Genomic DNA, 23407 nt, shown 5'->3' on the forward strand with positions numbered 1-23407 from the left:
TGCGCCGTGGCCAGGCCGACCATAATCGACGCGCAAGTGCATCTCTGGGAGCCGGAATCGAAAGAGCGGCCCTGGGTCGAGGGCGCGAGCAGCTTCGCGCATCGCGCGTCGTTCTCGGCTGAGGAACTGCTCGCGGCCATGACCGGTGCGGGCGTGGACAAGGCGGTCCTGGTGCCTCCCTCATGGGAAGGCGAATGGAACGAGACCTGTCTCGAGGCGGCGCGCCGGCTGCCGGACCGGTTCACCGTCATGGGTCGGCTGGAAGTGGAAAAGCCGCTCGATGTCGAAGCGCTGCACAATTGGGCCAGCGTGCCCGGCATGTCCGGGATACGCCTGACATTCCGCAGGGAGCATGCGCTCCAGCAACTGCGCAACGGCGAGGCGGACTGGATCTGGCGCGGCGCCCAAGCGCTGGCGCTGCCCGTGAGCATCTATGCCCCGGCCGCCACGGCATTGATCGGCGACATCGCGCGCGCCCATCCGGCGATGCGGATCATCGTCGATCATCTGGGACTGGACCTCGGCATCCAGGATGGAACGATCAGGCAGTCGGTCGACAGGCTCTGTGCGCTGGCCGTCCATCCGAATGTGGCCGTGAAGGCAACCGCGCTGCCGAGCCATGTCAGCGAAACCTATCCGTTCCCCATGCTGCAAGAGATCGTCCACACGGTGATCCGTGCCTTTGGCGCAGAACGCGTGTTCTGGGGAAGCGACCTCACGCGGCTGACCTGCCCCTATGCCGAGTTGGTTGACTTCTTCATCGACGAGCTGGCCGGGCTGACGGCGGACCAACGCGAACTTGTCATGGGAAAGGGTATCGCCCAGTGGCTTCGCTGGGCGCCCTGAGGCTCAGGCGGACGCTGCCTCGCGCATCGGGCTGGTGGCCGCCTGCCGCTTGACGAGCTTACGTGCGGACCAAGGTGAGCGGAAAGAGCTTCCTGATATCGTCGACTTGGTCGATGTTCCAGATGAAGTCCAACAGGTCGTCAGCCTGGCTTTCCGGCATCTGATCGCTCACCAGCGTACGGAATTTCTCCTCGATCTCGGCGTCCGACATCGGATTTTTCGGGTGCCCGCGATGGTATTCCACCCGGAATTCCTCGCGGCTGCCATCCTTGAGAAGCAGATCGAAGTCACAGAGCATCGCCTCCGGCTCGCGGCGATTTGCCTCTTCCGAGACCGAGCATTCAATGCGCGCGACGAGAGCCAGCAGCTCGGGATCGTGCAGATACGGATCTTCGAAGTACTCGACCTTGATGGATCCGTATTTGAGCGCCACTGCCGCGGTGTACGGCATGCTGTGATCTGCCGTTTCGCGGTTGGCCGGCGTCCACTTGTCCCGGTCGCCGGCCATCATCTCGACCGCCGTGTGCAAGGTCCGGACATGGATCTTCTCGATTGTATCCAGGCTCTTGCCGAGGCTTTCCAGGCGCGCGCGGGCCTCGAGCGCGGCATGGACCACTGACTGCGAATATTGTCCGAGCGGATATCGCTTGATGAGACAATCCATGATGCGGAACGGCTGGCCGTTGCCGCCGAACGCGGGGAGTTCAAACGCCTTGCGCGTCACGGCGACGAAGTAGCCGCCCCTGCCCTCGAACACCGGATCCGGTCCGGTCATGCCTCGCTTGGCCATCTGCACCGTGAACAGCGCGTTGCGGCTGGTATTTGCGTAGGCGCAGCCTTTCCACATCGACACGTTGCCGATGCGCGTCTGATAAAGTGCGACGTTGGCGGCAACCGTGATGCTCAGGGCGGTGGCGGTCTGTTCGGCGCTCAGTCCCATGAGGCGAGAGGCGCCAAGCACATTCGCCATCGCACCGATGGTCACATGATCGAACCCCATCGGCTTGAAGTTGATCAGGTCGCACATCCGGCAGAACATCTCGTAGGCGAGGACCGTCGAGGTGATGAAATCCCTGCCGGTCGCATTGCCGATTTCCGCCGCCGAGATCAAGGCGCCGATGCTGTCGCTGGGGTGTCCGGCTTCCTTGCCGATATAGCCATCGTTGAAATCGAGGTATCGGATCATGACGCCGTTCGCGAACGCCGCGAGATCCGGGCTGGTCTTCTGGCCGGTGCACAGCACGGTGGCCGGCTCCGTGCTGGTAACGGTCGCTGCGAATTCGCGGGCGATGCGCGATGGCTCGCTCGCATAGCCGCCGATCGCGCAGCCGAGGGTATCGACGATCATCCGCTTGGCCTGATGGACGACCTCGGGCGGCAAGTCCTCATACTTCAGCGATGCCGCATAGGCACCCAGCTTCTCAGCGATAGTCATGTCGTGGGATCACCCTTGATCGTGCCGCGTTGTCCCATGCTCGGGCGGTCGCCTAGCCAGCGGCAAGCGACGAACGCCCGAGCGCTCAGTTTGAAGGGCGGTCTATTCCGGCTTGATGCCGGCTTCCTTGATGACCTTGGTCCACACCGCGGTGTCCTTTTCGATCAGCTCGGAAAACGCGTGCGGGGTGCTGCCGACCGCACTCAATCCGACGCGGTTCAATCCTTCCACCACCGACGGTTCGCGGACCGCCGCGACCGCCTCGTCATGCAGCTTGTCGATGATGGCCTGCGGGGTTCCGGCGGGAGCCAGCAAGCCGTACCAGGTCCACACCACGACGTCGGGCAGGCCGGCCTCTTGCAGCGTGGGAACGTCGGGAAGCTGCGGCAGGCGCTTCACCCCGGTGGTTGCAAGCGCCGTCATCTTGCCGGCCTGGATCTGCGGCAGCGTCGAGGGCACGCTGCCGAACATCAACTGGGCCTCGTCGCCAAGCACCGCCGCGGTGGCCGGGCCGCCGCCCTTGTAGGCGAGGTGAGTGAGGTCGACGCCGGCCTTCGCCTTGAACAGCTCACCTGCGAGATGGAGCGGGCTGCCGATTCCAGCCGAGGCGAAGTTCAGCTTTCCCGGATTTGCTTTCGCATATGCGATCAATTCCGCCACGGACTTCACCGGCACCGAGGGATTGGTGACGAGCAGATACTGCCCGTCGGCCAGTTCGGTGATCGGCACAAGGTCCTTCTTGATGCTGAACGGCAGATCGGGAAACAGACCCGGGTTCACGGTCAGCGCGGTACTGAAGCCGAGCAGCAGCGTGTAGCCGTCGGGATTCGCTCGCGCCACCAGATCGGATGCTATGTTGCCGCTGGCGCCGCCGCGATTGTCGATGAGAACCTGCTGGCCGAGGCGTTTGCCGAGCGCATCGCCGACGAGCCGCCCGACTGCGTCGCTGCCCCCGCCCGGCGGAAACGCCAGGATCAATCGAATGGGCTTGTCCGGAAATGCCGCCGACTGGGCATGCATCGGCAACATCGCCACCATAACAATAAGTATCGATGCCAGATTTCTGAATATACGCACCTGCTGTCCTCCCGGTTGGTCTTGTTGTTGTTCGGCTTTTCGTTGCAAGCAGCTCGCCGCAGGGCATTGCCGCGGACGGGCTCAATCGCCCTCGTCATCGTCAGATCGATCGCGGCGGCCGGCGCTGGCCAGGGCCATTCCCCCAATGTCTCATCTTGGCCTTTTATAGCGTATAAAACCATCTTCTGACGGCTCGGCAAAGGAAAACATTGAGACCCGCGGACGCACGGCAAGGGCAGTATCAATCTCTGGTGCGAAAACTGGCATTCGGCTCGGCATCTCGCCTTCGACAGGCAAACGTGACTCCGTATCGCTTTTCTACGTGTATAAAGCCAAACACTTCGTGAGCTGCAGCGGTAGACGCAATGCCGACCGTGGCGCCGTGGCGCTATCCTCAGCGAGGGCAGGCGATGGATTGAACCGATGGGTTCGACTGGGACGGCCGGCCCAGACATTGCTAAAGTTCGCCGCGGCCGAGCTTCGGGGAGCGATCTGGCAATGTGGGACCGCCATCCGGTAAGGCTGTCGCTTGTTCACATGCTGCCGTCCGTGGCGCGCAGGCACGGTCTCGACCTGGCGCCGCTGCTGGCGGGCGCCGGGATTGCTGTCGGCGACCACCTCCAACCCACACAAGTCGTGAGACGGGCCCAGGTCTCCAGCCTGCTCCTTGAAGCGGCGCGGCGCGCCGGTGAGCCGGCGGTCGGTCTCGAACTCGCCGCTTCGGCGGATCCGGAGCAACTCGGCCTGATCGGATTCGCCGTGTCCACCGGGCGCACATTGCGGGAATGTCTCGCCGCTCTCGCCCACAACATGCCCGCTTTCCAGGGCGGCGTTCACATCACGCTCGACGAGGCGAACGGCCAGGCGGTGTGGCGTCACAACTTTGCCGACAGCGATCCGGATCATGCCCGGGTGCTGAACGAAGGCGTAGCCGGCTTCATGGTGGCGATGGTCCGCGCCATCTCCGGGTGTGCGGGAGAGGCGCTCCATGTGAGCCTGCCGCACCGCCCGCAATTGGCCGTCCGGACCTACGAGGACAAGCTCGGCACCCGCATGTCGTTCGGCAACGGCGCCGGCATCGCGATATCGATCGATCCCGCCTTGCTCGATCGACCGAACCGGATCCTCGGAGCGGCGCCCGCGATGGCCGATGTTTCCCTTCTCGCCGAGGATGCCGGCTGGCTCAGCGACGACGCCCTCGTGGAAACGCTGCTGCGTACATTCGAGCGCGCCGCCCTGGCGGGCACGCTGTCGCTGATCGAGGCGGCCCGCAGCCTCGGGCTGGCGCCGCGCAGCCTGCAAAGGCGCCTTGCCGTGCTCGGCACCAGCTTCGAAGCGCTGGTCGACAGCTGGCGGCACACGCAGGCGCGCCTTCATCTCGCCAATCCGCTGCTTCCCGTTGGCTCGGTCGCGCGGGCGCTCGGCTATAGCCAGCCCGCCCATTTCGTGCGGGCGTTCCGGCGCTGGGAAGGCGTGCCGCCGCTCGTCTTCCGCCGCATCCTCATCGAGGACGGCGCTGGCGCGAAATGGCAATTGAGCACTGCCGGGGCGTTCGCTAATCCAGCCGGCAAGGCGCAATATCTGACCGCGTCGGACAGCTTGCTGATCGACTAGCAACGCGTGCGCCCGATCGGACATCATGGCCCATCAGCGAACGCGAACGGCAGCAATCATGAGCCACAGTCGACGTGACGTCCTTGCCGGCAGCGCCGGCTTCCTGGCCGCCATAGCCGGGCTTTCCGTGCTCAGTTCCGGCGCGCGTGCCGAAGCCGCGCCCCGCCCGCACATCCTCTATATCGTCGCCGACGATGTGGGCTTCGCCGATGTCGGCTTCCATGGCTCCGACATCAAGACGCCCAATCTCGACGCGCTCGCCGAAGGGGGCGCCCGGCTCGACCATTTCTACGTCCAGCCCATGTGCACGCCGACCCGCGCGGCGCTGATGACCGGCCGCTATCCGCTGCGCTACGGGCTGCAGACCGGCGTCATCCCCTCGGGCGCCACCTACGGCCTCGCCACCGACGAGTTCCTGCTGCCGCAGGCGCTCAAGCAGGCCGGCTACCGCACCGCGCTGATCGGCAAGTGGCATCTCGGCCATGCCGATCGCAAATACTGGCCGCGCCAGCGCGGCTTCGATTATTTCTACGGCCCGCTGGTCGGCGAGATCGACCACTTCAAGCACGAGGCGCATGGCGTCACCGACTGGTATCGCAACAACGATCTGCTCGTGGAGGAGGGCTACGACACCGAATTGTTCGGTGCGGACGCGGCGACGCGGATCGGGCAGCACGATCCCGCCATGCCGCTGCTCCTCTATCTCGCCTTCACCGCGCCGCACACGCCGTACCAGGCGCCGCAGCGCTACCTCGACATGTACGCCCACATTTCCGACCCATCGCGCCGCGCCTATGCGGCGATGATCACCGCCATGGATACGGAGATCGGCCGGGTGGTCGAGGCGCTCAAGCAGCGCGGCATGCGCGACGACACGCTGATCGTGTTCCACAGCGACAATGGCGGAACGCGCAACAAGATGTTCGCCGGGGAAGGCGCGGTGGCGGGCGATCTGCCGCCGCAGAACACGCCGCTGCGCGAGGGCAAGGGCACCCTCTATGAGGGCGGCACGCGCGTGGTGGCGTTTGCCAACTGGCCCGGACGGATTGCGCCGGGAGGGACGGCCGAGGGCGTCGTGCACGTGGTCGACATGCTGCCGACGCTTGCCGGGCTGGCCGGCGCGAGCCTCGAGAAATCGAAGCCGCTCGACGGCATCGATGTGTGGCCGGCGCTCTCGGCCGGCGGCAAGGGCCGGGAAGAGCTGGTCTATAATGTCGAGCCGACCCAGGGCGCGGTGCGCCAGGGCAAGTGGAAGCTTTACTGGCATGTCGCGCTGCCGCCGAAGGTCGAACTGTTCGATCTCGACGCCGACCCGTCGGAGAAGTCCGACCTCTCGGCGCAGCATCCCGACAAGGTGGCCGAGCTGCAGCAGAAGGTGATCGAGCTCGCGCGCACCATGGCGCCGCCGCTGTTCTATGGGGCGGCGCTGAAGGCGACGCTCTCCGCGCCGCTCGCGACGCCAAGTGCCGCCATCTATGAGATGGGCGCCGAGGACGACTGATACCGACAAGCCGTGCGACAGGCACTCGTTTCGCCTGTAACAGCCGCAGGCCTAAGCCCCGGATTTCACTTGTCTTTTCGGATTGGCTGGGGGACCTGGATTCGAACCAGGACTAACGGAGTCAGAGTCCGCAGTTCTACCGTTAAACTATCCCCCACCGAAATGACTGTAAACGCTGGGGAATTCGTCCCGGTCTTACAATCTCGGCGGCCGGTTTTTACAAATGCCGGCGGCGAACGCGCGGGATATAGCGCTTCGGCCGTACGCGGTCTACCCCTTTCGACAGGATTGTGACGGCAACCACGACGTCCTGCCGCGTTCAATCGCCCATGACAATCGAGACGGAACTGGCGTGGGTATGCGAAGGGCTCGGAGCCCGGCGCAGGATCGACGATGTCGAGCGCGCTGCGTAGATTCTGCTGAATAGCTGGCCCGATGCAGACGTGACGTCCAATACCCACCCTGCAGCTCGCAAGGCCTCGTCTGTTGTGCTGGAGGGCAAGAAGAAGGTACCGGCCCTCAGGGTAGCGTTCGCGAGGGCGGCAAAGGGGGCCGGGATACTGGCTCCAGTGAGGAGCGTGCCGGCGTCGAGTTCCCTCCGGCATTGCCCCCTGGGACATGCCCGGGCGAAGCGACGGCGGCGAAAGCTCTGACGTTACGGAAATATAATTTGCGTGCGCGCGTTAGCCCGTGCAACCATTGGTCGATTTTCGATAAAAGCAAGACGACGATGGGGATTTCGGGGAAGAAGCCATATACGCCTCCGACGCTTAAGAAGTCGGCGGTATTATCATCCGTCACCGCGGCGCCAGTATCGCGTTCTGGTGGCGCTCGGTCGTCCAAAAAGCAAGAGACGCAATCGACCTCCACGGGCGAGACCAGCGACACCGAGTAATGGACGCGACAATCGAAGTTGGCGCGCCGACGGAAGCGCCAGGCACTCGCCAGGCGAGAATCCAGACGATCTATTCAGAGAATCAAGTCGCAGCACATCGACGCGATGCAGACGGAGGCGGCACGTGGGTCTATGGCGGCCATTCTGACCGGCAGGCGCGCTGAACGATCTCGGCTTGGCGTGGCGCTGCAGCGAAGGCTGGGGACCGTCGAGAAAGTCTGCCCGCAAACCATCAAATGATGGAATCCCGGCGTTTCAACCCACACTAACCTGATTGCGCCGCGAGCCGCCTAGCCCTCGTACTCGCGGCATCGGCGAAGGCGCCGCCCGGTAATGATCCCTCATACCCATCCGGGCGGCGCCTTCCCGAGTTGAAGGCCGCTCTGTCTCCCGGCTCTCCGACACGAGTGGCGCAAATCCGTCCGCTGCGGTCCACCGTGAACGCCAAAGCGACAAAAGCCGCCCGGCGCCGGCCCCCCAGGCCCCGAGCGGCTAGTCTCACTTGCGAGCGAGGCAGAGAACCCCGCGCCGGATATATGAGCCGACCACTGAGCCGTATTCACATCATTTGATGGTCTGGCCATAGCCGGCGCCCCGGCGTGTCCATCCGGCAACATGCACGGCTCCGTCCTCAGCCGTTTCCGGATGGAGGACACGCTGAAGGATCTTGGCTTGGCGATGCGCTGACAGCTACAGCCTCACGACGAACCCGGAAGCGCTGCCGCCTCGTCGGCCGTGCCGATCGCCAAGCTGTTGCCTGAGCGTCTGGCTTGTAATTCCCTCTTCCCGCATCTCGCGCACGTCGCCCGGCTGGGCGCGCGCCGGGATCGCGCGCAGGGCGGTGTCGCGATGCGCTATTTGGTCAGCGGCACGATGACTTCGTCGCCCTTGGTCGACAGCTTGACGATGTCCTTGCCGTCGACGGCCATCGACATCAGGTCGACCATCCTGATCTGGCTGTTCTCGTAGGTCCGGAAATAGTAGCGGCGGGCCTTGAGGTCCGCGGCGCCGGTCCAGACCGTGTAGTCGGCGACGACGTTGCCGTGGGAATCCTTCTCGGCGTCGCGAGCGGCCCCCTTCGGTATGTCGAACTGGTTGAGGACGTGGAAGGCTTCAAGCACGGCGTCCCTGCCCGTCTTGGGCTGCAATACGGACTGGCTGAACGCCACCGCGCGCACGAAGCGGGAGGGCGGCGTGAAGTCGCCGGGCAATCCCAGCATGCCCGTGCCCTGTCCGGTGGGAACGATCTTGACACTGCCGAGCTGCACCGGCGGCGCATTGGTCATCGAGAAGTTCAGATAATTGCGCAGATTGGTCATGTGCCAGTCGAACGCCGGCGAATTGGTGATGACGCCCAGCGGGTTGTCGTTGACGGTCAGCTTGCCGCCGACATACTCGATGACGATGGACTGGCCCGAAGCGTCATGGACGACATAGTGCGCCTCCGGGGCAAAGCCCCAGCTGCCGAACACCACTGACGGCACGACGATGTCGCCGATGTGGGCCTTCACCTCGTCGATACTGGCGAAGTTCTCCAGCACCCACGAGACCACTTCCCATTGCGCGATGCTCTTGTCGGCGACGGCGGGGCTATAGGGCATGTAGCCGGCAGAGGTCGGGAAATAGAACATTCCCGCGGCGAGGCCCTTCTCGTTCAGCCCGTCGAACAGGATCGGCAGGCCGACGCCGTTCATGCCGACGCTGGCGTATTTCGTCGTCCATTTCAGCCCTGGCTTGCCGTCCGGCGTGGTTCCGGTCCGTGCAAAGCCGCGCGGCACCATCATCGCGTCGGACTGGATGTCGATGCCGAACTCCATCGTGCGCGCATTGACGACCGTGCCGTCGGCGGCCACGAGGCGGATGCCGGTGCAGGCCTGCGCCGACTGTGCGGCGCAGCTCAGCAAGATGGCTCCGATGCCGACGACGGAAAGAGCCCTTGTAAAGGCGGAAGGCTTGGCCACGGGCAGGTCTCCTGGGACGCGTTTCGAAACTCTCGAATGCATTCCCGGGATCATTACCACCAGAACCGCATACCTATCTCAGGCAATTATCGGCGTGGTTTCCGCTCCATGACCTGTCCGCGCAGTGGGATGGCCTTCAGGCACCATACGTGTCGCGGGAGCGTCGCCATGCGTCGCGAATCGCCCCGCTCCTGACGCATAGCCAGACCGTGTCTTTTGCATGCGTTTTGTGGGTAACCTTGTGTGTGCTGGTTATATAATACCATTATAGATGCCTTTCACCGCATCATGGTTGCGGAATGGTAAAGCGCGGCACGTGAGAGCGCCCAGCTTACCATGCGTCCAGTACAGTGCTGTCATGCAGCATTGCGACTGTTGCGACGCACAAAGCTAGCTATATTGCTGGCATACCGAATACAGGAGACTTGCTATGAACACCCTGCCGCTCAGCCGCCGCGCTTCGCCCGACCTGTTCACGCGCGTTGTCGACGGCATCGGCGCTTTCTTCGACGCCATCGCCGAAGGCCAGCGCATCGCTGCCCGCTACGAGCAGCTCTCGCGCCTGTCCGACGCCGCCCTTGCTCGCCGTGGCATCACCCGTGGTGACATTGCCCGCGTCGCGGTCGCCGGTCGCTGAATATATAGGTCCGACGCGGCGCTCCTGAAGGCGCCGCGCCTGATGATCCCTACGAGTCCTCATCCTGAGGTGCGAGCGCAAGCGAGCCTCGAAGGATGATGGAGCAGGGGAAGGCCACCGGAGGCGAGCATCCTTCGAGGCCCGGCGTTGCCGGGCACCTCAGGATGAGGTCGTTCCGGGTGGCGAGCTTCCAGCCAACTACCTCACGCGGACGGTGACGCTGTCGCTCGCCCCATCCGCGTCCGTGACCGTCAGCTGCACGAAGCCCTTGCCCGGCGGCTGCCAGAACAATGTCGCGCCGCGGGCGGTTTCGCCTGCCGGCACGCCGTTCACCAGCATCGTCAATCCGCCACGGCCGCCGCTCACCTTGAGCGCCAGCGGCCCGTCGCCGTCCTGGTCCAGACTGGCGCCCTCCGGTGGAAACGCGATCCGCGGCCCCGTCCCCACACTCATGCCCCCTGCCCGGCCGAAATAGCGTAGCGGCGGCGGCAGGTCGGGATTGCGCGCCACCAGCGCATCGCGCGGCGGCTGCGCGAACGGCGCCGGCCGGGTCGTCAGCCGCGCAAACGCATCGAACAGCAGCGGCGCCGCCGCGGTGCGCCCGATCATGCCCGGCACCGGCTGGCCGTCCGGCCGCCCCACCCACACCGCCATGGTCCGCCGCCCGTCAAAGCCCACCGCCCAGGCGTCGCGATAGCCGAACGACGTCCCGGTCTTGAACGCGATCCGCCCGCCCAGCGCATTGTGCGGCGGCGGGGTGCCGGCGAGCGTCTGCGCCAGATACCAGGCCGCCACCTCGCTCATGAGCCGGTGCGCGCCGACCGGCGCCGTCGCCACATCGTCGGCCCGCGCCCGCAACGCTTTGGCCTCGCCGCCGCGGGCAATCGCAGCATAGAGCGAGGCGAGATCCTCCAGCCGCACCCCGACACCACCCAGCCCAACCGCCAGCCCTGGCACCTCGCCGGGCGGCAGCACCAGGCGCGTGCCCGCCTCGCTGAGCCGCGAGGCGAGGCGCTGCGCACCGACGCCCTGCAGCAGCGCCACCGCCGGCACATTCAGCGACAATTGCAGCGCCTGCTTCACCGGGATGGTGCCCTGGAAGCCGAGGTCGAAATTCTCCGGCCGGTAGGTGCCGAAACGGGTCGGCTTGTCGTCGATCAGCGTCTCGGGATGGGCGATGCCGTCCTCGAATGCGAGGCCATAGATGAAGGGCTTCAGCGTCGAGCCCGGCGAGCGCACCGCTTTCGTCAGGTCCACCGCACCGGCTCGGTCCTTGTCGGCGGGGTCGGCGCCGCTGATGCGGGCGAGGATGTCGCCCGAGGCATTGTCCACCACCATCATCGCCAGCGACACGCCATCGCCCAGCGAGCGGGCGCGCTCGCGGGCGAGGTCCTCCAGCCGATCCTGCGTGCCGCGGTCGATGGCGAGGCGCTGCACGCCCGCCGCCGGGCGCTCGCGCAGCGCGGCCTCGGTGGCGTGGGCGGCGAACATCGGCATCGGCAGGCGCCGGTCGATGAGCGCGGCAGTGCGCGCCAGTTCGGCCTCCGGCGCGCCGAACAGGCCGTCCTCATTGAGTCGCGCGATGACGCCGTCGCGCGCAACGCGGGCGGCTTGCGGGGCGCGGTCCGGCCGGCGCTGCTCGGGTGATTGCGGCAGCGCCACCAGCAACGCGGCTTCGGCCAGCGTCAGGCGCTTCGGCTCCTTGCCGAAATAAGCGAGGCTGGCGGCGCGCACGCCTTCGAGATTGCCGCCATAGGGCGCCAACGCGAGATAGAGCGCGAGGATCTGTTCCTTGGAGAGACGCGCCTCCAGCTCGATGGCGCGGCGCATTTCCTTGAGCTTGGCTTTGAGGCTGCGCTCCTCGCGCGGCTCCAGCAGCCGCGCCACCTGCATGGTCAGCGTCGAGGCGCCCGAGACGATGCGGCCATGGGTGGCGAACTGGTAGGCGGCGCGCACCATGGCGAGCGGATCGACGCCGCCATGCTGGTAGAAGCGCTTGTCCTCATAGCCGACCAGCATGCCGAGGAAACGCCGATCGACGCGGGCCGGCTCGGCCTTGAGCCGCCAGCGGCCGTCGGCGAGCGGGAACGCCCGCAGCAGCAGGCCGTCGCGGTCCTGCACTTCCGGCGAGAAGGCGATGCCTGGCGCCGGGGGTGCGTCATGACGCACCCCCGAAACCCAGGCATAGGTGCCACCGCCGACCAGTACCCCGGCCAGCAGCAGGCCGGCGGACAGGCGCGCGAGCACGCTCACTTGGCCCCTCCCGTCACCTCCATGGAGCCGGCCGCGGTCCGCGCGAAGCGGCCGGGACGGTACATGTCCTCCACCGTCGCCGGCGGGTGGGCATAGGTTCCGGGCGAGACGGCGCGGACAATATAGGCGACGCGCAGCGTGCCGGGCTCCTCGGCATCCTCGGTGAGGTCGAAGGCGGCGACGAAGCGGTCGTCGCGGAACTCGGTGTGGTCGGCCTCGGTGGTCTCCTCCAGCCAGGCCAGCGAACTGGTCTCGCCGCCGACCGCAAGGTTCGGATTGTCGATCTCGAGGCCAGCCGGCAGATAGTCGACCATCAGCACCTGGGACGGCGCCGCCTCTTCTTCTTCTGCCTCCAGCACCACGACGAGGCGCTGGTTCTGCTTAACCTTGGCGGGATCGGCCGGCTTGCCGTCGAGCGTGAAGTGGGAACGCGTCAGCTTGAAGCCCTTCTCGGCCGCCGGCTCAGGCGCTGCCGGCGAGCCATTGATCGAGACCGCGACATCGACCGCCGCGGTGCCGCGATTGGTGAGCGTCAGCGGATGGCCGGCGAGTTCGTCGCGGCTGAGGCTGCGCTGATAGATGCCGGTGGTCTGCGTGCCGTCGACATCGAGCGCGATGCCTTCACCGGTACGCGCGGCCCGCGCGGCGAGCAGCAGCCAGGCATCCTCCTGCGTCGAGGTGCGCCCGGCGCTGGCCGCAGCGCTGGCGAGGCGCACCCGCGCAGTGCGGGCGGCATCCGGGAAACCGGCCTCGGCCGCGAGCGTCGCGACCCCGGCGGCGTCGCGCAGCACCGAGCCGAAATCGGCCCGGCCCAGCGTGTCCGCCGGCGCCGCGGCCGGCAGGAATTCCAGCGCGGCGTTGAACACCTTCTCGGCCCTGCCCTTGTCGCCGAGCATGGCGAGCGCCGCGGCGATCTGGCCGCGGGCAAACGGGCTCTTCACCTCGTCGAGCTTGGCATCCGCCACATAGCGCAGGTCGCCGAGCGGCGCGCGGCCGTTGCGGGCCAGCACATAGATGGCATAGGCCGCGCCGTCGCCGGTCGGGCCGTCATCGCTGCCTGAGATGGCGATGGCGTTCTTCAGCCGGTCGAGCGCCAGGGTGAAGGTCAGCTCCGGCACCTTGTAGCCGCGCTCGCGGGCCCGGGTGAGGAAGTCGGTGACATAGGCGTCGAGGAACAGGTCGTTGCCGCCCGCGCTCCACAGCCCGAACGAGCCGTCCGAACCCTGCCGGGCGCTGATGCGCTCGATGGATTCGCGAATGCGCTGCTCGGGATCGTTGGTGAGCCGCACCGGCGAGCCCTTGGTCAGCTCGCTCAGATAGAGCATCGGCAGGGCGCGCGAGGTGAGCTGCTCCGAGCAGGTGAACTGGTAGCGGTCGAGCGCGGTGACCAGCGCCGGCACGTCGAGCGCCGGATCGGGGCCGGCCGAGACCACCACCGAGCCGGTGCCGGGCACCAGGTCGGCCATCAGGTCCTCGCTGACGGTGATGCTCTCGCCGGGCTTGAGCGAGCGCACGGTGCGCCGGGCGATCTCGAGGTAAGCCGGGCGCACCCGCATGTTGTAGTCGCGGTTGATCGCCAGCCCGCCGGGGCCGCTGAGCCGCACCGAGAGCTTGGCCGGACCGATGCCGGTGCCGGAGACCGGGAGGATGAGGGCCTGCTTGCCGCCCTTCTCCAGCTTCACGCTCTTCGGCGCATCCGCAACCGCCACCGGGCCGTCCGCCACGATGTCGAGCGCATAGTCGCCGGCTTCGGCTTCGACATTGCTCAAGTCGAGCCGTAGCGTCGATTTATCATTGCTGGCGAGGAAGCGCGGCAGCGTCGCGGTGATGACGATGGGGTCGCGGATCGTCACGTCCTGCTCGGCATGACCGACCCTGTCGGCGCTCCACGCCACCGCCATCAGCCGGCCGGTGCCATCGAACGGCGGCACCGCGAACTCTACATTGGCCTTGCCGTCCGCGCCGACCTTGACCACGCCGGAGAACAGCGCGAGCGGCGGCTGCGTCGGCGGGTCGGCCTTCATGCCGCCATCCATGGCGTCGCCGCCGGAGCGCAGCCGGCCGCGCGAGCCCATCATGCCGTCGATGAGCTGGCCATAGAGGTCGCGCACCTCGGTGGAGAGCGCCCGCTGGCCGAGATAATGGTCGTCCGGATCCGGCGCCTCGAAGCCGGTGAGGTTGAGGATGCCGACATCGACGAGGGCGACGGTGATGTACGCCTCCTCGCCCGACTTCAGCCCGGTCAGCGTCACCGGCACCGAGAGCGTATTCTCCGGACGCACCTTCTCGGGCGCCTCCAGCTTCACGGCAAGCGTGCGCGCGGCATGGTCGACGCCGAACCAGGCGAGGCCGATGGCGCGGCCGGGATTGCGGCCGGCGGAGACATCGAGCGGGCGATGCAGGAAGGCCAGCGCATAGGCGCCGGGTCCCCATTTGGCATCGACCGGGAACGTCACCTTGGTGTCGCCCGCAGTGACATCGACGGTCTTCGAGGCCAGCACACCGTCGCCGACGACCAGCACGGTGGCGGAGCCGGCATAACGGCTATTGAGGTTCACATTGAGCGTTTCGCCCGGGGCGTATTCCGCCTTGTCGAGCGCGACATCGAGCCGGTCCGGCGTCTCGGCGGTGGCGTCGCCGCCCCAGCCGGCGGCGAACGGCACCGTGGTCGAGGTGTCGCCCTGGGCCACTTCGAGCCGGTATTGGCCCCATTCCACCGGCACGGTGATGCGCGCCGTGCCATCCGCGGCGAGGTCCAGCGTGCCGTCGGCCACCTTGCGGGTGGACTTCACCGGCTCATAGTTCCACATGCCGTCGGTGCGATACCATTGGTAGCTGCTCTCGATGCGGAACAGCTCCCACTTCACGCCGGGTTTCGCGATCTGCTTGCCGGCGGCGTCCACCGCCATCACGTCGAACCCGGCCTGCGAACCCTGGGCAAGGTCTTCGCCCTTGAACAGCGGGCGCACGCCAATGCCGGCGCTGGTGGCCGCGACCGGCAGCTTGATGGAACGCTCGATGGCGCGCCCGCCGCCTTCGGCGAGGCGCACGATCACTTCCGCCTGCAGCGGGCGCTGGGTGGGCGGCAATTGCGGCAGCGTGACCTTGAGGCTGGCCTTGCCATTGGCATCGGTGCGCGGCGTCTCGGCCAGCGGGGTGCGCACCGTCTCGAAGCCGTCATCGGTGCGGCCGAAGCGCCAGCCGGGAAGGCCGGGACGCTCCTTGGCGATGCTGACCGCAATCTCCGCCTCGATATCGAGGCCGGCGGCCGGCGGGCCGAACAGCCAGCGGCCATTGGCGGCGATCTCGGCCGGCTTGTCCGGGGCGATGGTCGGGCTGGCGGCGGTCAAGGTGAGGTCGAGCCGTTCGGGCACATAGTCTTCGACCAGGAAGGTGGCCTCGCCGATCGGCGAGCCCTTGGGATCGGAATAGGCCTCGATGCGCCAGGTGCCGGACATCGCGCCGGCCATGACGGGCAGGTCGGCGGCGCGGCCGCCGGCGCCGGCATCCTGCGCCAGCAGGCGGCGATCCTCGACGCCGTCGGGGCGCTTGAGAATCAGGGTCAGCGGCACGCCGGCGACCGCCTTGGCCTGCGGGTCGCGCACCAAAGCGGTGACATGCACGGTCTCGCCGGTGCGGTAGACGCCGCGCTCCGGGGTGACGAAAGCATCCAACCCTGCAGGCGATGCCCGGCCGCCGACGCCGCGGTCGGTGAGGTCGAAGGCCTGGTCCTTGAGCGCGAGGAAGGCATAGTCGCCATCCGCGCCGCGGGCGATCAGCACCGCCGGGGCGAAGCCGTCCTTGCCCTTAACCAGCCCGGCATCGAAATGCGCGGTGCCGGTGGCGTCGGTCTTCACCGTGGCCAGCACCTCGTTGGATTTGGCGACAAGGCGCAGTTCGACATCGGCGGTCGGCCTGGCGGTGCCGAGCGAGCGCACGATGGCGGTCAGCCCGTCATTGCCGGAAAGCGCGGTGAGGCCGAGATCGGACACCACGAACCATTGCGTGGCGCGAGCTGAATAATCGTCGTCCGTGCTCCCGGAATCTCCGGTCGGTGCGGCGGTCAGCGCATAGACGCCGGGCGCCAGCGTGCCCACTGCCTCGTCCACCGGGAAGGAGGTGACGACATCCTGGTTCAGCGTGTTCGCGGTCTCCAGCTGGCCGGAAAACACCAGCTCGGCGCGGCCTTCCTTCAGCTTCGTGCGGTCATAGCCTTCGAGATTGCGCAGGAAATCGCCGTCGATCGCGGAGGTCAGCAGGCTGCGGTCGCCGATGCGGTAGAGTTCCACCGCCACCGCGCTGGTGTTGATCGACACCACCGGAATGCCGCGCGGGCCCGAGCGCGGCAGCACGTAATTGCGGCCGGTGAAGCGCGCGGCGGGCTTGCGGTCGCGCACATAGATGGAGAGGTCGGAGGCCTTCAGCAGCTTCTCGGCCGGAATCACCGAGGGGATGCCGGCGCGCACCTGCACATTATAGCGCTCGCCATGCTTCAGCCCTTCGACGCAGAGCTGGGTCTCGTCGACGGTGACCGCCGGCTTGTCCTGGCCGGACACGGTGATGAAGGAGGCGTAGTCGATCCGCCCCGGCGCCAGGTTCTCGGAGAACTGGATGCAGACGCGCGGGTTCGCGGCGTCCGAATCGACCGAATAGTCATAGATGCGGAAGCCCTTCTCGGCGCGCAGCTTGTCATACCAGGCGCGCTCCGCGGGCACTTCGCGATAGGACAATGCCAGCAATTCGGTGTCGAGCGCGGCGCGCCACACCGAACGGTCGGAATAGAGGTGGGCGAGGAAGAACAGCGCGTCGGCCTCGTCATTGCGACTGGTGGCGCGGCGATAGGCGAGATAGCCGGCGCCGGCGGCGCGATCGAGGAAGGTATATTGATCCTCGTCTTCCTTCGGCTTGATGAGGGTGATGGTGCGGGCGAGGCGCAGCCACAGGCCGGCATCGTTGCCGGCATTGATGGCGAGGCTGGAATAGAGGTCGGCGGCGGTGCGGGCATCGCCCTTGGCGAGCGCGGCGTCGGCATCCTTGCGCAGCTGCGGCGCGGGTTTGGCCAGCGGCTTCTGCGAGCGCTTCAGCCCGGATTCGAGCTTGCGGGCGGCCTCGACGAGGTCGGAGCGCGAATAGGTCTTGGGCAGCGGCGCCTGTACCGCGGCTGGCGGGGCCGCGGCCTGTGGAGGGGCCGCCGGCGGCTTTGGCGGCGTCTGCGCCGCCGCGCCGGTCACGAGGGCAAACGAAAGCGCGGCGCTGAGAACCGCGCGCGACAGAACTTGGATCATGGGAGCCCCCGGGAATTCGCCGACCGGTCGCCGATAACGGAGCGTCAGTTCACGACCGGAGTATGGCAGAGCGGTGTCAGCCGGACGCGATGACGCAATAAGCTTGGCTCTAGGCGGCGCGGCTTGAACGGCGCATGAATGAGATACCGTTCGAAGCCGCTCCGTGCGAGCATCCTTCGAGGCTCGCTGCGCTCGCACCTCAGGATGACGTGCTACTTTAAGAAGCGACGCCATCGACGACCCATAAGCCACACACCGTGCATTGCCGTTCACGTGCCATTGAATAGGCCAGCGCGCTTAGGTATACGGGCCGACATCCCTTTTGGGGCCCGGACGTAGCGATAAGCTGCGGGCGAGGCGCCCTGACCACATCACCGCCGGCCCCGGGCCAGCCGAGACCAGAGGAAGTCCATGTCTTCCACGTTCGACACCGTCGCCAACATCATCGCCGAGACGTGCGATATCCCGCGCGAGAACATCACGCCGGATAGCCACGCCATCGACGATCTCGGCATCGACAGCCTGGACTTCCTGGATATTGCCTTCGCCATCGACAAGGCGTTCGGGATCAAGCTGCCGCTCGAGCAGTGGACCCAGGAAGTCAACGAGGGCAAGGCGACGACCGAGCAGTATTTCGTGCTCAAGAATCTCTGCGCCCGCATCGACGAGCTGATCGCCGCCAAGACCGCCTGAGGCGGTCGGCGAGGCAGCGTGGCAGGGCAGGACGGGGAATGCGGCTCGAATATTTCCAGATGATCGACAAGGTGCTCCACCTCGACCTCGAGGCGCGCACCATGAAGACCGCGAACCTCGTTCCGCTCGAAAGCCCGATCTTCGAAGGCCACTTCCCGGGGCATCCGCTGCTGCCCGGCGTGCTGCTGTTCGAGATCATGGCGCAGAGCTGCGGCATGCTCCTGCTGCGCACCCACAATTTCGACCGCATGGCGTTCCTCGCCTCGGTCGATAAGGGTCGGCTGCGCACCTTCGTCACCCCGGGCCAGACCATCGAGGTCGACGCCGCGCTGCTGCATGACGGTTCCGGCTACGCCAAGCTCTCGGCCAAGGGCCGGATCGACGGCAAGCCGGTGTGCGACGCCGAGCTGACGCTGAAGACCATGGCCTTCCCCGCCCCGGAGCTGCGCGGCTATCTGCTCTCCACAGCCGAGCGCATCGGCATGCCGATGAACTGCGACGGCAAGGGTCTCGGCGTCGGCGAAACGGACATTTCGGGAAACCTCGCGCATGCCTGACCGCCGCGACGTATGGATCACCGGCATCGGGCTCGTCTCGTCGCTGGGTGAAGGGCTCGACGCGCATTGGGCGGCGCTGGAAGGCGGCGCCGAGCCGGTGCTCGACCAGTCGGGCTTTGCGCCCTATGTCGTGCACCCGCTCGCCAAGATCAATTTCGACCTCCAGATCCCCAAGAAGGGCGACCAGCGGCAGATGGAGCCCTGGCAGCGCATCGGCACCTATGCGGCCGGCCTGGCGCTCGCCTCGGCGGGGATCGCCGGCAACAAGGACATACTCGGCACCACCGACATGGTGGTGGCGGCGGGCGGCGGCGAGCGCGACCAGTCGGTCGACGGCTCCATCCTCACCGAGATCGAGAAGCAGCCGGACCCGGACGTCTATCTGAACGAACGGCTCCAGTCGGACCTGCGCCCGACGCTGTTCCTCGCCCAATTGTCGAACCTGCTGGCCGGCAACATCTCCATCGTCCATGGCGTCACCGGCTCCTCGCGCACCTTCATGGGCGAGGAGAGCTCGGGTACCGACGCGGTGCGAATCGGCTGGGCCCGCATTGCCGGCGGCACCAGCGAGATCGCCCTGGTCGGCGGCGCCTATAATGCCGAGCGCCGCGACATGCTGCTGCTCTTCGCGCTGAAGCGGCTCGCCATGATGGCGCCCTGGGCGCCGGTGCTCACCGAACCCAAGGGCGTGCCGACCGGCTCGGCCGGCGCTTTCCTGGTGCTCGAATCAGCCGAGCATGCCAGGGCCCGCGGCGTGACGCCGATCGCCAAGCTTTCCGGCGTCTGGTCGGAGCGGGCCAAGCGCAACCAGCCCGGCGCCGTCGAGGCGGTGCTGGAGAAGCTGATCAGCGAAGCCGGCAAGATCGCCGGCACGTCCGATGGCACAGCGGTATTCTCCGCCGCCAGCGGCGCGCCGGAGCCGACTCTCGCCGAAGCCGCCGTGCTGGCGAAGGCCGGACTGCCGGTGCGCTCGGTGACCGACCGCGTCGGCCACGGGCTGGAGGCGCAGATGCCGGTGGCGCTGGCCATCGCCGCGCTCGCCGTTTCCAAGGGCAAGCTGATCGCACCTCTCCCTGGGGAAGCTCTGGAAGAGCCTTTCGAGGGCACACTTTCCCGTGCCATCGTGACCGGCGTGGGGCATTGGCGCGGCGAGGGAGTCGCGCTGGTCGAGAAGGTCGACTGATCTCCCTGCCGCGGTTATGACCGGGGCTTAGCAGTGCCTATGGACCATGCCGGGGGGCATCAGGAGGCGAACACATGGCGTCCTATACCGATAAGGCCGGCCGGCCCATCGTCGTCATCACCGGCATGGGCCTGATGACCTCGCTCGGCCAGGGCAAGCAGGACAATTGGGCGAAGCTGACGGCCGGCGAGAGCGGCATTCACCGCATTACCCGCTTTCCCATCGCCACGCTGAAGACCACCATTGCCGGCACGGTGGACTATCTGCCGAGCTCGCGCACCGCGCCGGACCTCTCCGAGGAACTGGCCTCGCTTGCCGCCGATGAGGCCATCGCCCAGTCCGGCATCGGCTCGAAGGGCGATTTCCCGGGGCCGCTGTTCTGCGCCGTGCCGCCGATCGAGCTGGAATGGCCGCAGCGCCGCATCCTCGGCCGCGAATCCGCCGCCAACGGCCCGATCTCCTATGACGACCTGCTGCGTGCCGCCGAGACCGGCGGCCATGATGCGTGGCACGAGCGTTTCCTCTATGGCTCGATCGCCGACCATCTCGCCGACCGCTTCGGCACGCGCGGCCAGCCGATCTCGCTGTCGACCGCCTGCGCCTCCGGCAACACCTCGATCCAGCTCGCGGTCGAAGCCATCCGCCGCGGCGATTGCGACGCCGCCCTCTCGATCGCCACCGACGGCTCGGTGACGGCGGAAGCGCTGATCCGCTTCTCGCTGCTCTCGGCGCTTTCCGCCAACAACGAGAAGCCGGAGGCGGCCTCGCGTCCGTTCTCGAAGAATCGCGACGGCTTCATCATCGCCGAGGGCGCCGGCGCTTTGGTGCTGGAAAGCCTGGAGCACGCCACCGCGCGCGGCGCCAAGGTGCTCGGCGTGCTGGAAGGCGTCGGCGAGATGGCCGACAGTTTCCATCGCACCCGCTCCAGCCCGGACGCCAAGCCGGTGATCGGCTGCATGCGCGCGGCACTGGCGGATGCGGGCGTCAATCCGGACGAGATCGACTACATCAACGCCCACGGCACCTCGACGCCGGAGAATGACCGCATGGAGTACACCGGCATGAGCGCGGTGTTCGGCGAGCGGCTCCCCAGCATTCCGCTCTCGTCCAACAAGTCGATGATCGGCCACACTCTGACCGCGGCCGGCGCCATCGAGGCGGTGTTCTCGCTGCTGACCATCCAGAACGGCCGCATCCCGCCGACCATCAATTACGAGGTGCCGGACCCGGCCATCCCGCTCGACGTGGTGCCGAACGTTGCCCGCGACGCGGACGTGCGCCGGGTGATGTCGAACTCCTTCGGCTTCGGCGGGCAGAATGTCTGCCTCGTGATCGCGGGCGAGCCGGCGTGACGCGGATATTGGCCGCTTCTGCTCCCTCTCCCCGTGGGGGAGAGGGTTGGGGTGAGGGGGACGCACGCTCTCCGATGCTGGCCGCCCTTCCCCCTCACCCGGCCCTGCGGGCCGACCTCTCCCCCTCGGGGAGAGGTAAGAACCGGGTGCATCCATGACCCAGCGCGTCCTTGTCACCGGCGGCGGGCGCGGCGTCGGTGCGGCGATCGTGCGCGCCTTGGCACTTGCCGGGTTCGATGTCGTCTTCACCGTGCGCACCGCGACCTCCGAGGCCGAAGCGCTGATCGCCGGGATCCGGGCCGAGAAGCCGGATGCCGCGCTCGAGGTCCGCGCGCTCGACCTTGCCGACAAGGCGGCGGTCGATGCGCTGGCCGCGCAGGTTGCGGAAGAGCCGGCCTATTACGGCCTCGTCCATAATGCCGGCATGAGCTACGACACGCTCGCCGCCATGGTCGACCAGACCCGGGCCGAAGAGCTCATGCAGGTCAATTACTGGTCGTTCGTGAAGCTGGCCGGTGCGCTGATCCGGCCGATGACGCGAGCCCGCGCCGGCCGCATCGTCGCCATCGGCTCGATCGCGGCGGATGTGGCCAATGCCGGCAACAGCATCTATGCCGGCTCCAAGGCGGCGCTCGCCGGCTATTGCCGCACGCTCGCCATCGAGAGCGCGCGGCGCGGCATCACGGTGAACGTGGTGGCGCCGGGCTTCGTCGACACCGCCATGCTGGAGCCCTATGCGGCTTACCGGGCGAATGTCGAGAAGCAGATACCGGCGGCACGCTTCGCCAGGCCGGAGGATGTCGGCGCCGTGGTCGGCTTCCTGCTCTCCCCCGGCGCCGCCTATGTGACGGGGGCGACCATACCGGTGGATGGCGGTCTCACCGCCGCACTAGCCATTCAGCGCTGATTTCGGTATCCAGCCGGTCACGTTTTCCCACGCCCTCGTTCCGTATCGTCCGGCCATGAGGGACACCCCTTTCCGCCGGAGCCTTCCATGCGCGCGCTGCAACTCATCTCCGACCGCAATCTGACGCTTACCGAGCTGCCGGAGCCCGAGGCGCCCGCGGCCGGCGAGGTGCAGGTGCGCATCAAGGCCCTGGCGCTCAACCATATCGACGTCTGGGGCTGGCGCGGCATGGCCTTCGCCAAGCGCAAGATGCCGCTGGTGGTGGGCGCCGAGGCGGTCGGCGAGGTGGTGGCGACCGGTGAAGGCGTCACCCGCTTCAAGCCCGGCTCCAAGGTCGCGATGTATGGCGCGCTGACCTGCGGCCAGTGCCGCAACTGCCGCGCCGGGCGCGACAATCTCTGCGAGGAGGTGGCCGGCGTCATGGGCTTCCATGTCGACGGCTTCGCCCGCGACCTCCTCAACATCAAGGACCGGCTCTGCGTCGAGATCCCGGACGGCATCTCCTGGACCGATGCGGCCTGTGCGCCCGTCACCTTCTCCACCGTCGAGCACATGCTGTTCGACAATGCGAAGCTCGAGCCGGGCGAGACCGTGCTGGTGCATGCGGCCGGCTCCGGCATCGGCACGGTGGCGATCCGCATGGCCAAGGAGATCGGCTGCACCGTGCTCACCACCGCGGGCGATGACGAGAAGTGCGCCAAGGCGCTGGCGTTAGGGGCCGACCACGCCATCAATTACCGCACCGACCGCTTCGAGCACGAGGTGCGCAAGATCACCAAGAAGAAGGGCGTCGACGTGGTGTTCGAGCATGTCGGCGCCGAGACCTGGAACGGCTCGCTGCTGTCGATGAAGCCGGGCGCCCGGCTCGTCACCTGCGGCTCGACCTCGGGCGTCTCGGTGAACATGAACCTGATGCAGCTGTTCCAGCGGCAGTACCGCATCATCGGCTCGTTCGGCGCGCCGATCCGGGCGATCACGGACGGGCTGAAGCGCATGGCGCGCGGCGTGATGCCGGTGATCGATTCCGAACATGCACTGGAGGATTTCGGCGCCGGGCTGGAACGGCTGGAAACCCGCCGCGTGTTCGGCAAGGTGGTCATCCGGTTCTGAGCCCTCCAGTCAACAACCTCATCCTGAGGTGCGAGCGAAGCGAGCCTCGAAGGATGCTGAAGCAGAAGACGGCCATCTGCGTAAGGATCCTTCGAGGCTCG

The 23407-nt window shown here is 67.0% G+C and carries 15 protein-coding genes and 1 tRNA gene; 10 read left to right on the plus strand and 6 right to left on the minus strand.

Annotated elements, in window-relative coordinates; all coding sequences use genetic code 11:
• Positions 1-6 precede the first annotated feature (6 nt).
• Positions 7-846: an amidohydrolase family protein gene (locus tag G3545_RS07580; protein WP_170011333.1), complete on the plus strand. Its 840-nt coding sequence runs from the start codon at positions 7-9 to the stop codon at positions 844-846.
• A 58-nt stretch (positions 847-904) separates the two neighbouring features.
• Here the strand turns inward: G3545_RS07580 and G3545_RS07585 are convergent, their stop codons facing one another.
• On the minus strand, positions 905-2281 hold the full coding sequence (locus G3545_RS07585; protein ID WP_170011335.1) for an MmgE/PrpD family protein: 1377 nt from the start codon (positions 2279-2281) through the stop codon (positions 905-907).
• Between the two features lie 102 nt (positions 2282-2383).
• The gene (locus tag G3545_RS07590) at positions 2384-3301 is read right to left on the minus strand and encodes a tripartite tricarboxylate transporter substrate binding protein (RefSeq protein ID WP_170011337.1); all 918 of its coding nucleotides are present in this window, start codon (positions 3299-3301) and stop codon (positions 2384-2386) included.
• A gap of 480 nt (positions 3302-3781) precedes the next feature.
• Between G3545_RS07590 and G3545_RS07595 the strand changes: the two genes are divergently transcribed.
• Positions 3782-4972: an AraC family transcriptional regulator gene (locus tag G3545_RS07595; RefSeq protein ID WP_170011339.1), complete on the plus strand. Its 1191-nt coding sequence runs from the start codon at positions 3782-3784 to the stop codon at positions 4970-4972.
• A 58-nt stretch (positions 4973-5030) separates the two neighbouring features.
• On the plus strand, positions 5031-6473 hold the full coding sequence (locus tag G3545_RS07600) for an arylsulfatase (RefSeq protein ID WP_246702734.1): 1443 nt from the start codon (positions 5031-5033) through the stop codon (positions 6471-6473).
• Between the two features lie 83 nt (positions 6474-6556).
• On the opposite strand, the gene G3545_RS07605 is transcribed toward G3545_RS07600, so the two are convergent.
• Both G3545_RS07605 and G3545_RS07615 read right to left on the minus strand, forming a co-directional pair.
• Positions 6557-6630 (minus strand) — tRNA-Gln (locus tag G3545_RS07605).
• Between the two features lie 1592 nt (positions 6631-8222).
• A complete protein-coding gene (locus tag G3545_RS07615; protein WP_246702735.1) occupies positions 8223-9329 on the minus strand; it encodes a choloylglycine hydrolase family protein in 1107 nt (368 codons plus the stop codon).
• 430 nt (positions 9330-9759) lie between these two features.
• Between G3545_RS07615 and G3545_RS07620 the strand changes: the two genes are divergently transcribed.
• A complete protein-coding gene (locus tag G3545_RS07620) occupies positions 9760-9966 on the plus strand; it encodes a DUF1127 domain-containing protein (RefSeq protein WP_170011348.1) in 207 nt (68 codons plus the stop codon).
• Positions 9967-10164: 198 nt separating this feature from the next.
• Here G3545_RS07620 and pbpC read toward each other — a convergent pair whose 3' ends face one another.
• Positions 10165-12219, minus strand: coding sequence for a penicillin-binding protein 1C (pbpC, locus tag G3545_RS07625; protein ID WP_170011350.1), 2055 nt, complete (start codon positions 12217-12219; stop codon positions 10165-10167).
• Complete coding sequence (locus G3545_RS07630) at positions 12216-17504, minus strand: alpha-2-macroglobulin (RefSeq protein WP_170011352.1); 5289 nt, start codon at positions 17502-17504, stop codon at positions 12216-12218. The genes pbpC and G3545_RS07630 overlap by 4 nt, the downstream gene beginning before the upstream one ends.
• Positions 17505-17915: 411 nt before the next feature.
• On the opposite strand from G3545_RS07630, the gene G3545_RS07635 reads away from it, so the two are divergent.
• The 6 genes from G3545_RS07635 (at position 17916) to G3545_RS07660 (ending at position 23306) form a co-directional block, all read left to right on the plus strand.
• Positions 17916-18197, plus strand: a complete 282-nt coding sequence (locus G3545_RS07635) for an acyl carrier protein (protein ID WP_170011354.1) — start codon at positions 17916-17918, stop codon at positions 18195-18197.
• 38 nt (positions 18198-18235) lie between these two features.
• Positions 18236-18754 carry a 3-hydroxyacyl-ACP dehydratase FabZ family protein gene (locus tag G3545_RS07640; RefSeq protein ID WP_170011356.1) on the plus strand — a complete coding sequence of 173 codons (519 nt, stop codon included), beginning with the start codon at positions 18236-18238 and terminating at the stop codon, positions 18752-18754.
• Positions 18747-19937 (plus strand): beta-ketoacyl-ACP synthase, encoded by a 1191-nt coding sequence (locus tag G3545_RS07645; RefSeq protein ID WP_170011358.1) that lies wholly within the window; start codon positions 18747-18749, stop codon positions 19935-19937. Before G3545_RS07640 ends, G3545_RS07645 begins: the two co-directional genes overlap by 8 nt.
• 74 nt (positions 19938-20011) lie before the next feature.
• A complete protein-coding gene (locus G3545_RS07650) occupies positions 20012-21289 on the plus strand; it encodes a beta-ketoacyl-ACP synthase (RefSeq protein ID WP_170011360.1) in 1278 nt (425 codons plus the stop codon).
• 154 nt (positions 21290-21443) lie between these two features.
• Entirely contained in the window at positions 21444-22196 is a 753-nt protein-coding gene (locus G3545_RS07655; protein ID WP_170011362.1) for an SDR family NAD(P)-dependent oxidoreductase, read from the plus strand.
• 87 nt (positions 22197-22283) lie between these two features.
• A complete protein-coding gene (locus tag G3545_RS07660; RefSeq protein WP_170011364.1) occupies positions 22284-23306 on the plus strand; it encodes a zinc-binding dehydrogenase in 1023 nt (340 codons plus the stop codon).
• Positions 23307-23407: the final 101 nt, after the last annotated feature.

Origin of the sequence: Starkeya sp. ORNL1, assembly GCF_012971745.1 — a bacterium.
Lineage (GTDB): Bacteria > Pseudomonadota > Alphaproteobacteria > Rhizobiales > Xanthobacteraceae > Ancylobacter.

Bases quoted from the DNA above. Each gene is read 5' to 3' on its own strand.
- G3545_RS07595 (WP_170011339.1), top strand. From the start codon at position 3,782: ATGGGTTCGACTGGGACGGCCGGCCCAGACATTGCTAAAGTTCGCCGC.
- G3545_RS07645 (WP_170011358.1), top strand. From the start codon at position 18,747: ATGCCTGACCGCCGCGACGTATGGATCACCGGCATCGGGCTCGTCTCG.
- G3545_RS07640 (WP_170011356.1), top strand. From the start codon at position 18,236: ATGCGGCTCGAATATTTCCAGATGATCGACAAGGTGCTCCACCTCGAC.
- G3545_RS07590 (WP_170011337.1), bottom strand. From the start codon at position 3,301: ATGCATGCCCAGTCGGCGGCATTTCCGGACAAGCCCATTCGATTGATC.
- G3545_RS07585 (WP_170011335.1), bottom strand. From the start codon at position 2,281: ATGACTATCGCTGAGAAGCTGGGTGCCTATGCGGCATCGCTGAAGTAT.
- G3545_RS07635 (WP_170011354.1), top strand. From the start codon at position 17,916: ATGTCTTCCACGTTCGACACCGTCGCCAACATCATCGCCGAGACGTGC.
- G3545_RS07650 (WP_170011360.1), top strand. From the start codon at position 20,012: ATGGCGTCCTATACCGATAAGGCCGGCCGGCCCATCGTCGTCATCACC.
- G3545_RS07600 (WP_246702734.1), top strand. From the start codon at position 5,031: ATGAGCCACAGTCGACGTGACGTCCTTGCCGGCAGCGCCGGCTTCCTG.
- G3545_RS07660 (WP_170011364.1), top strand. From the start codon at position 22,284: ATGCGCGCGCTGCAACTCATCTCCGACCGCAATCTGACGCTTACCGAG.
- G3545_RS07655 (WP_170011362.1), top strand. From the start codon at position 21,444: ATGACCCAGCGCGTCCTTGTCACCGGCGGCGGGCGCGGCGTCGGTGCG.
- G3545_RS07630 (WP_170011352.1), bottom strand. From the start codon at position 17,504: ATGATCCAAGTTCTGTCGCGCGCGGTTCTCAGCGCCGCGCTTTCGTTT.
- G3545_RS07620 (WP_170011348.1), top strand. From the start codon at position 9,760: ATGAACACCCTGCCGCTCAGCCGCCGCGCTTCGCCCGACCTGTTCACG.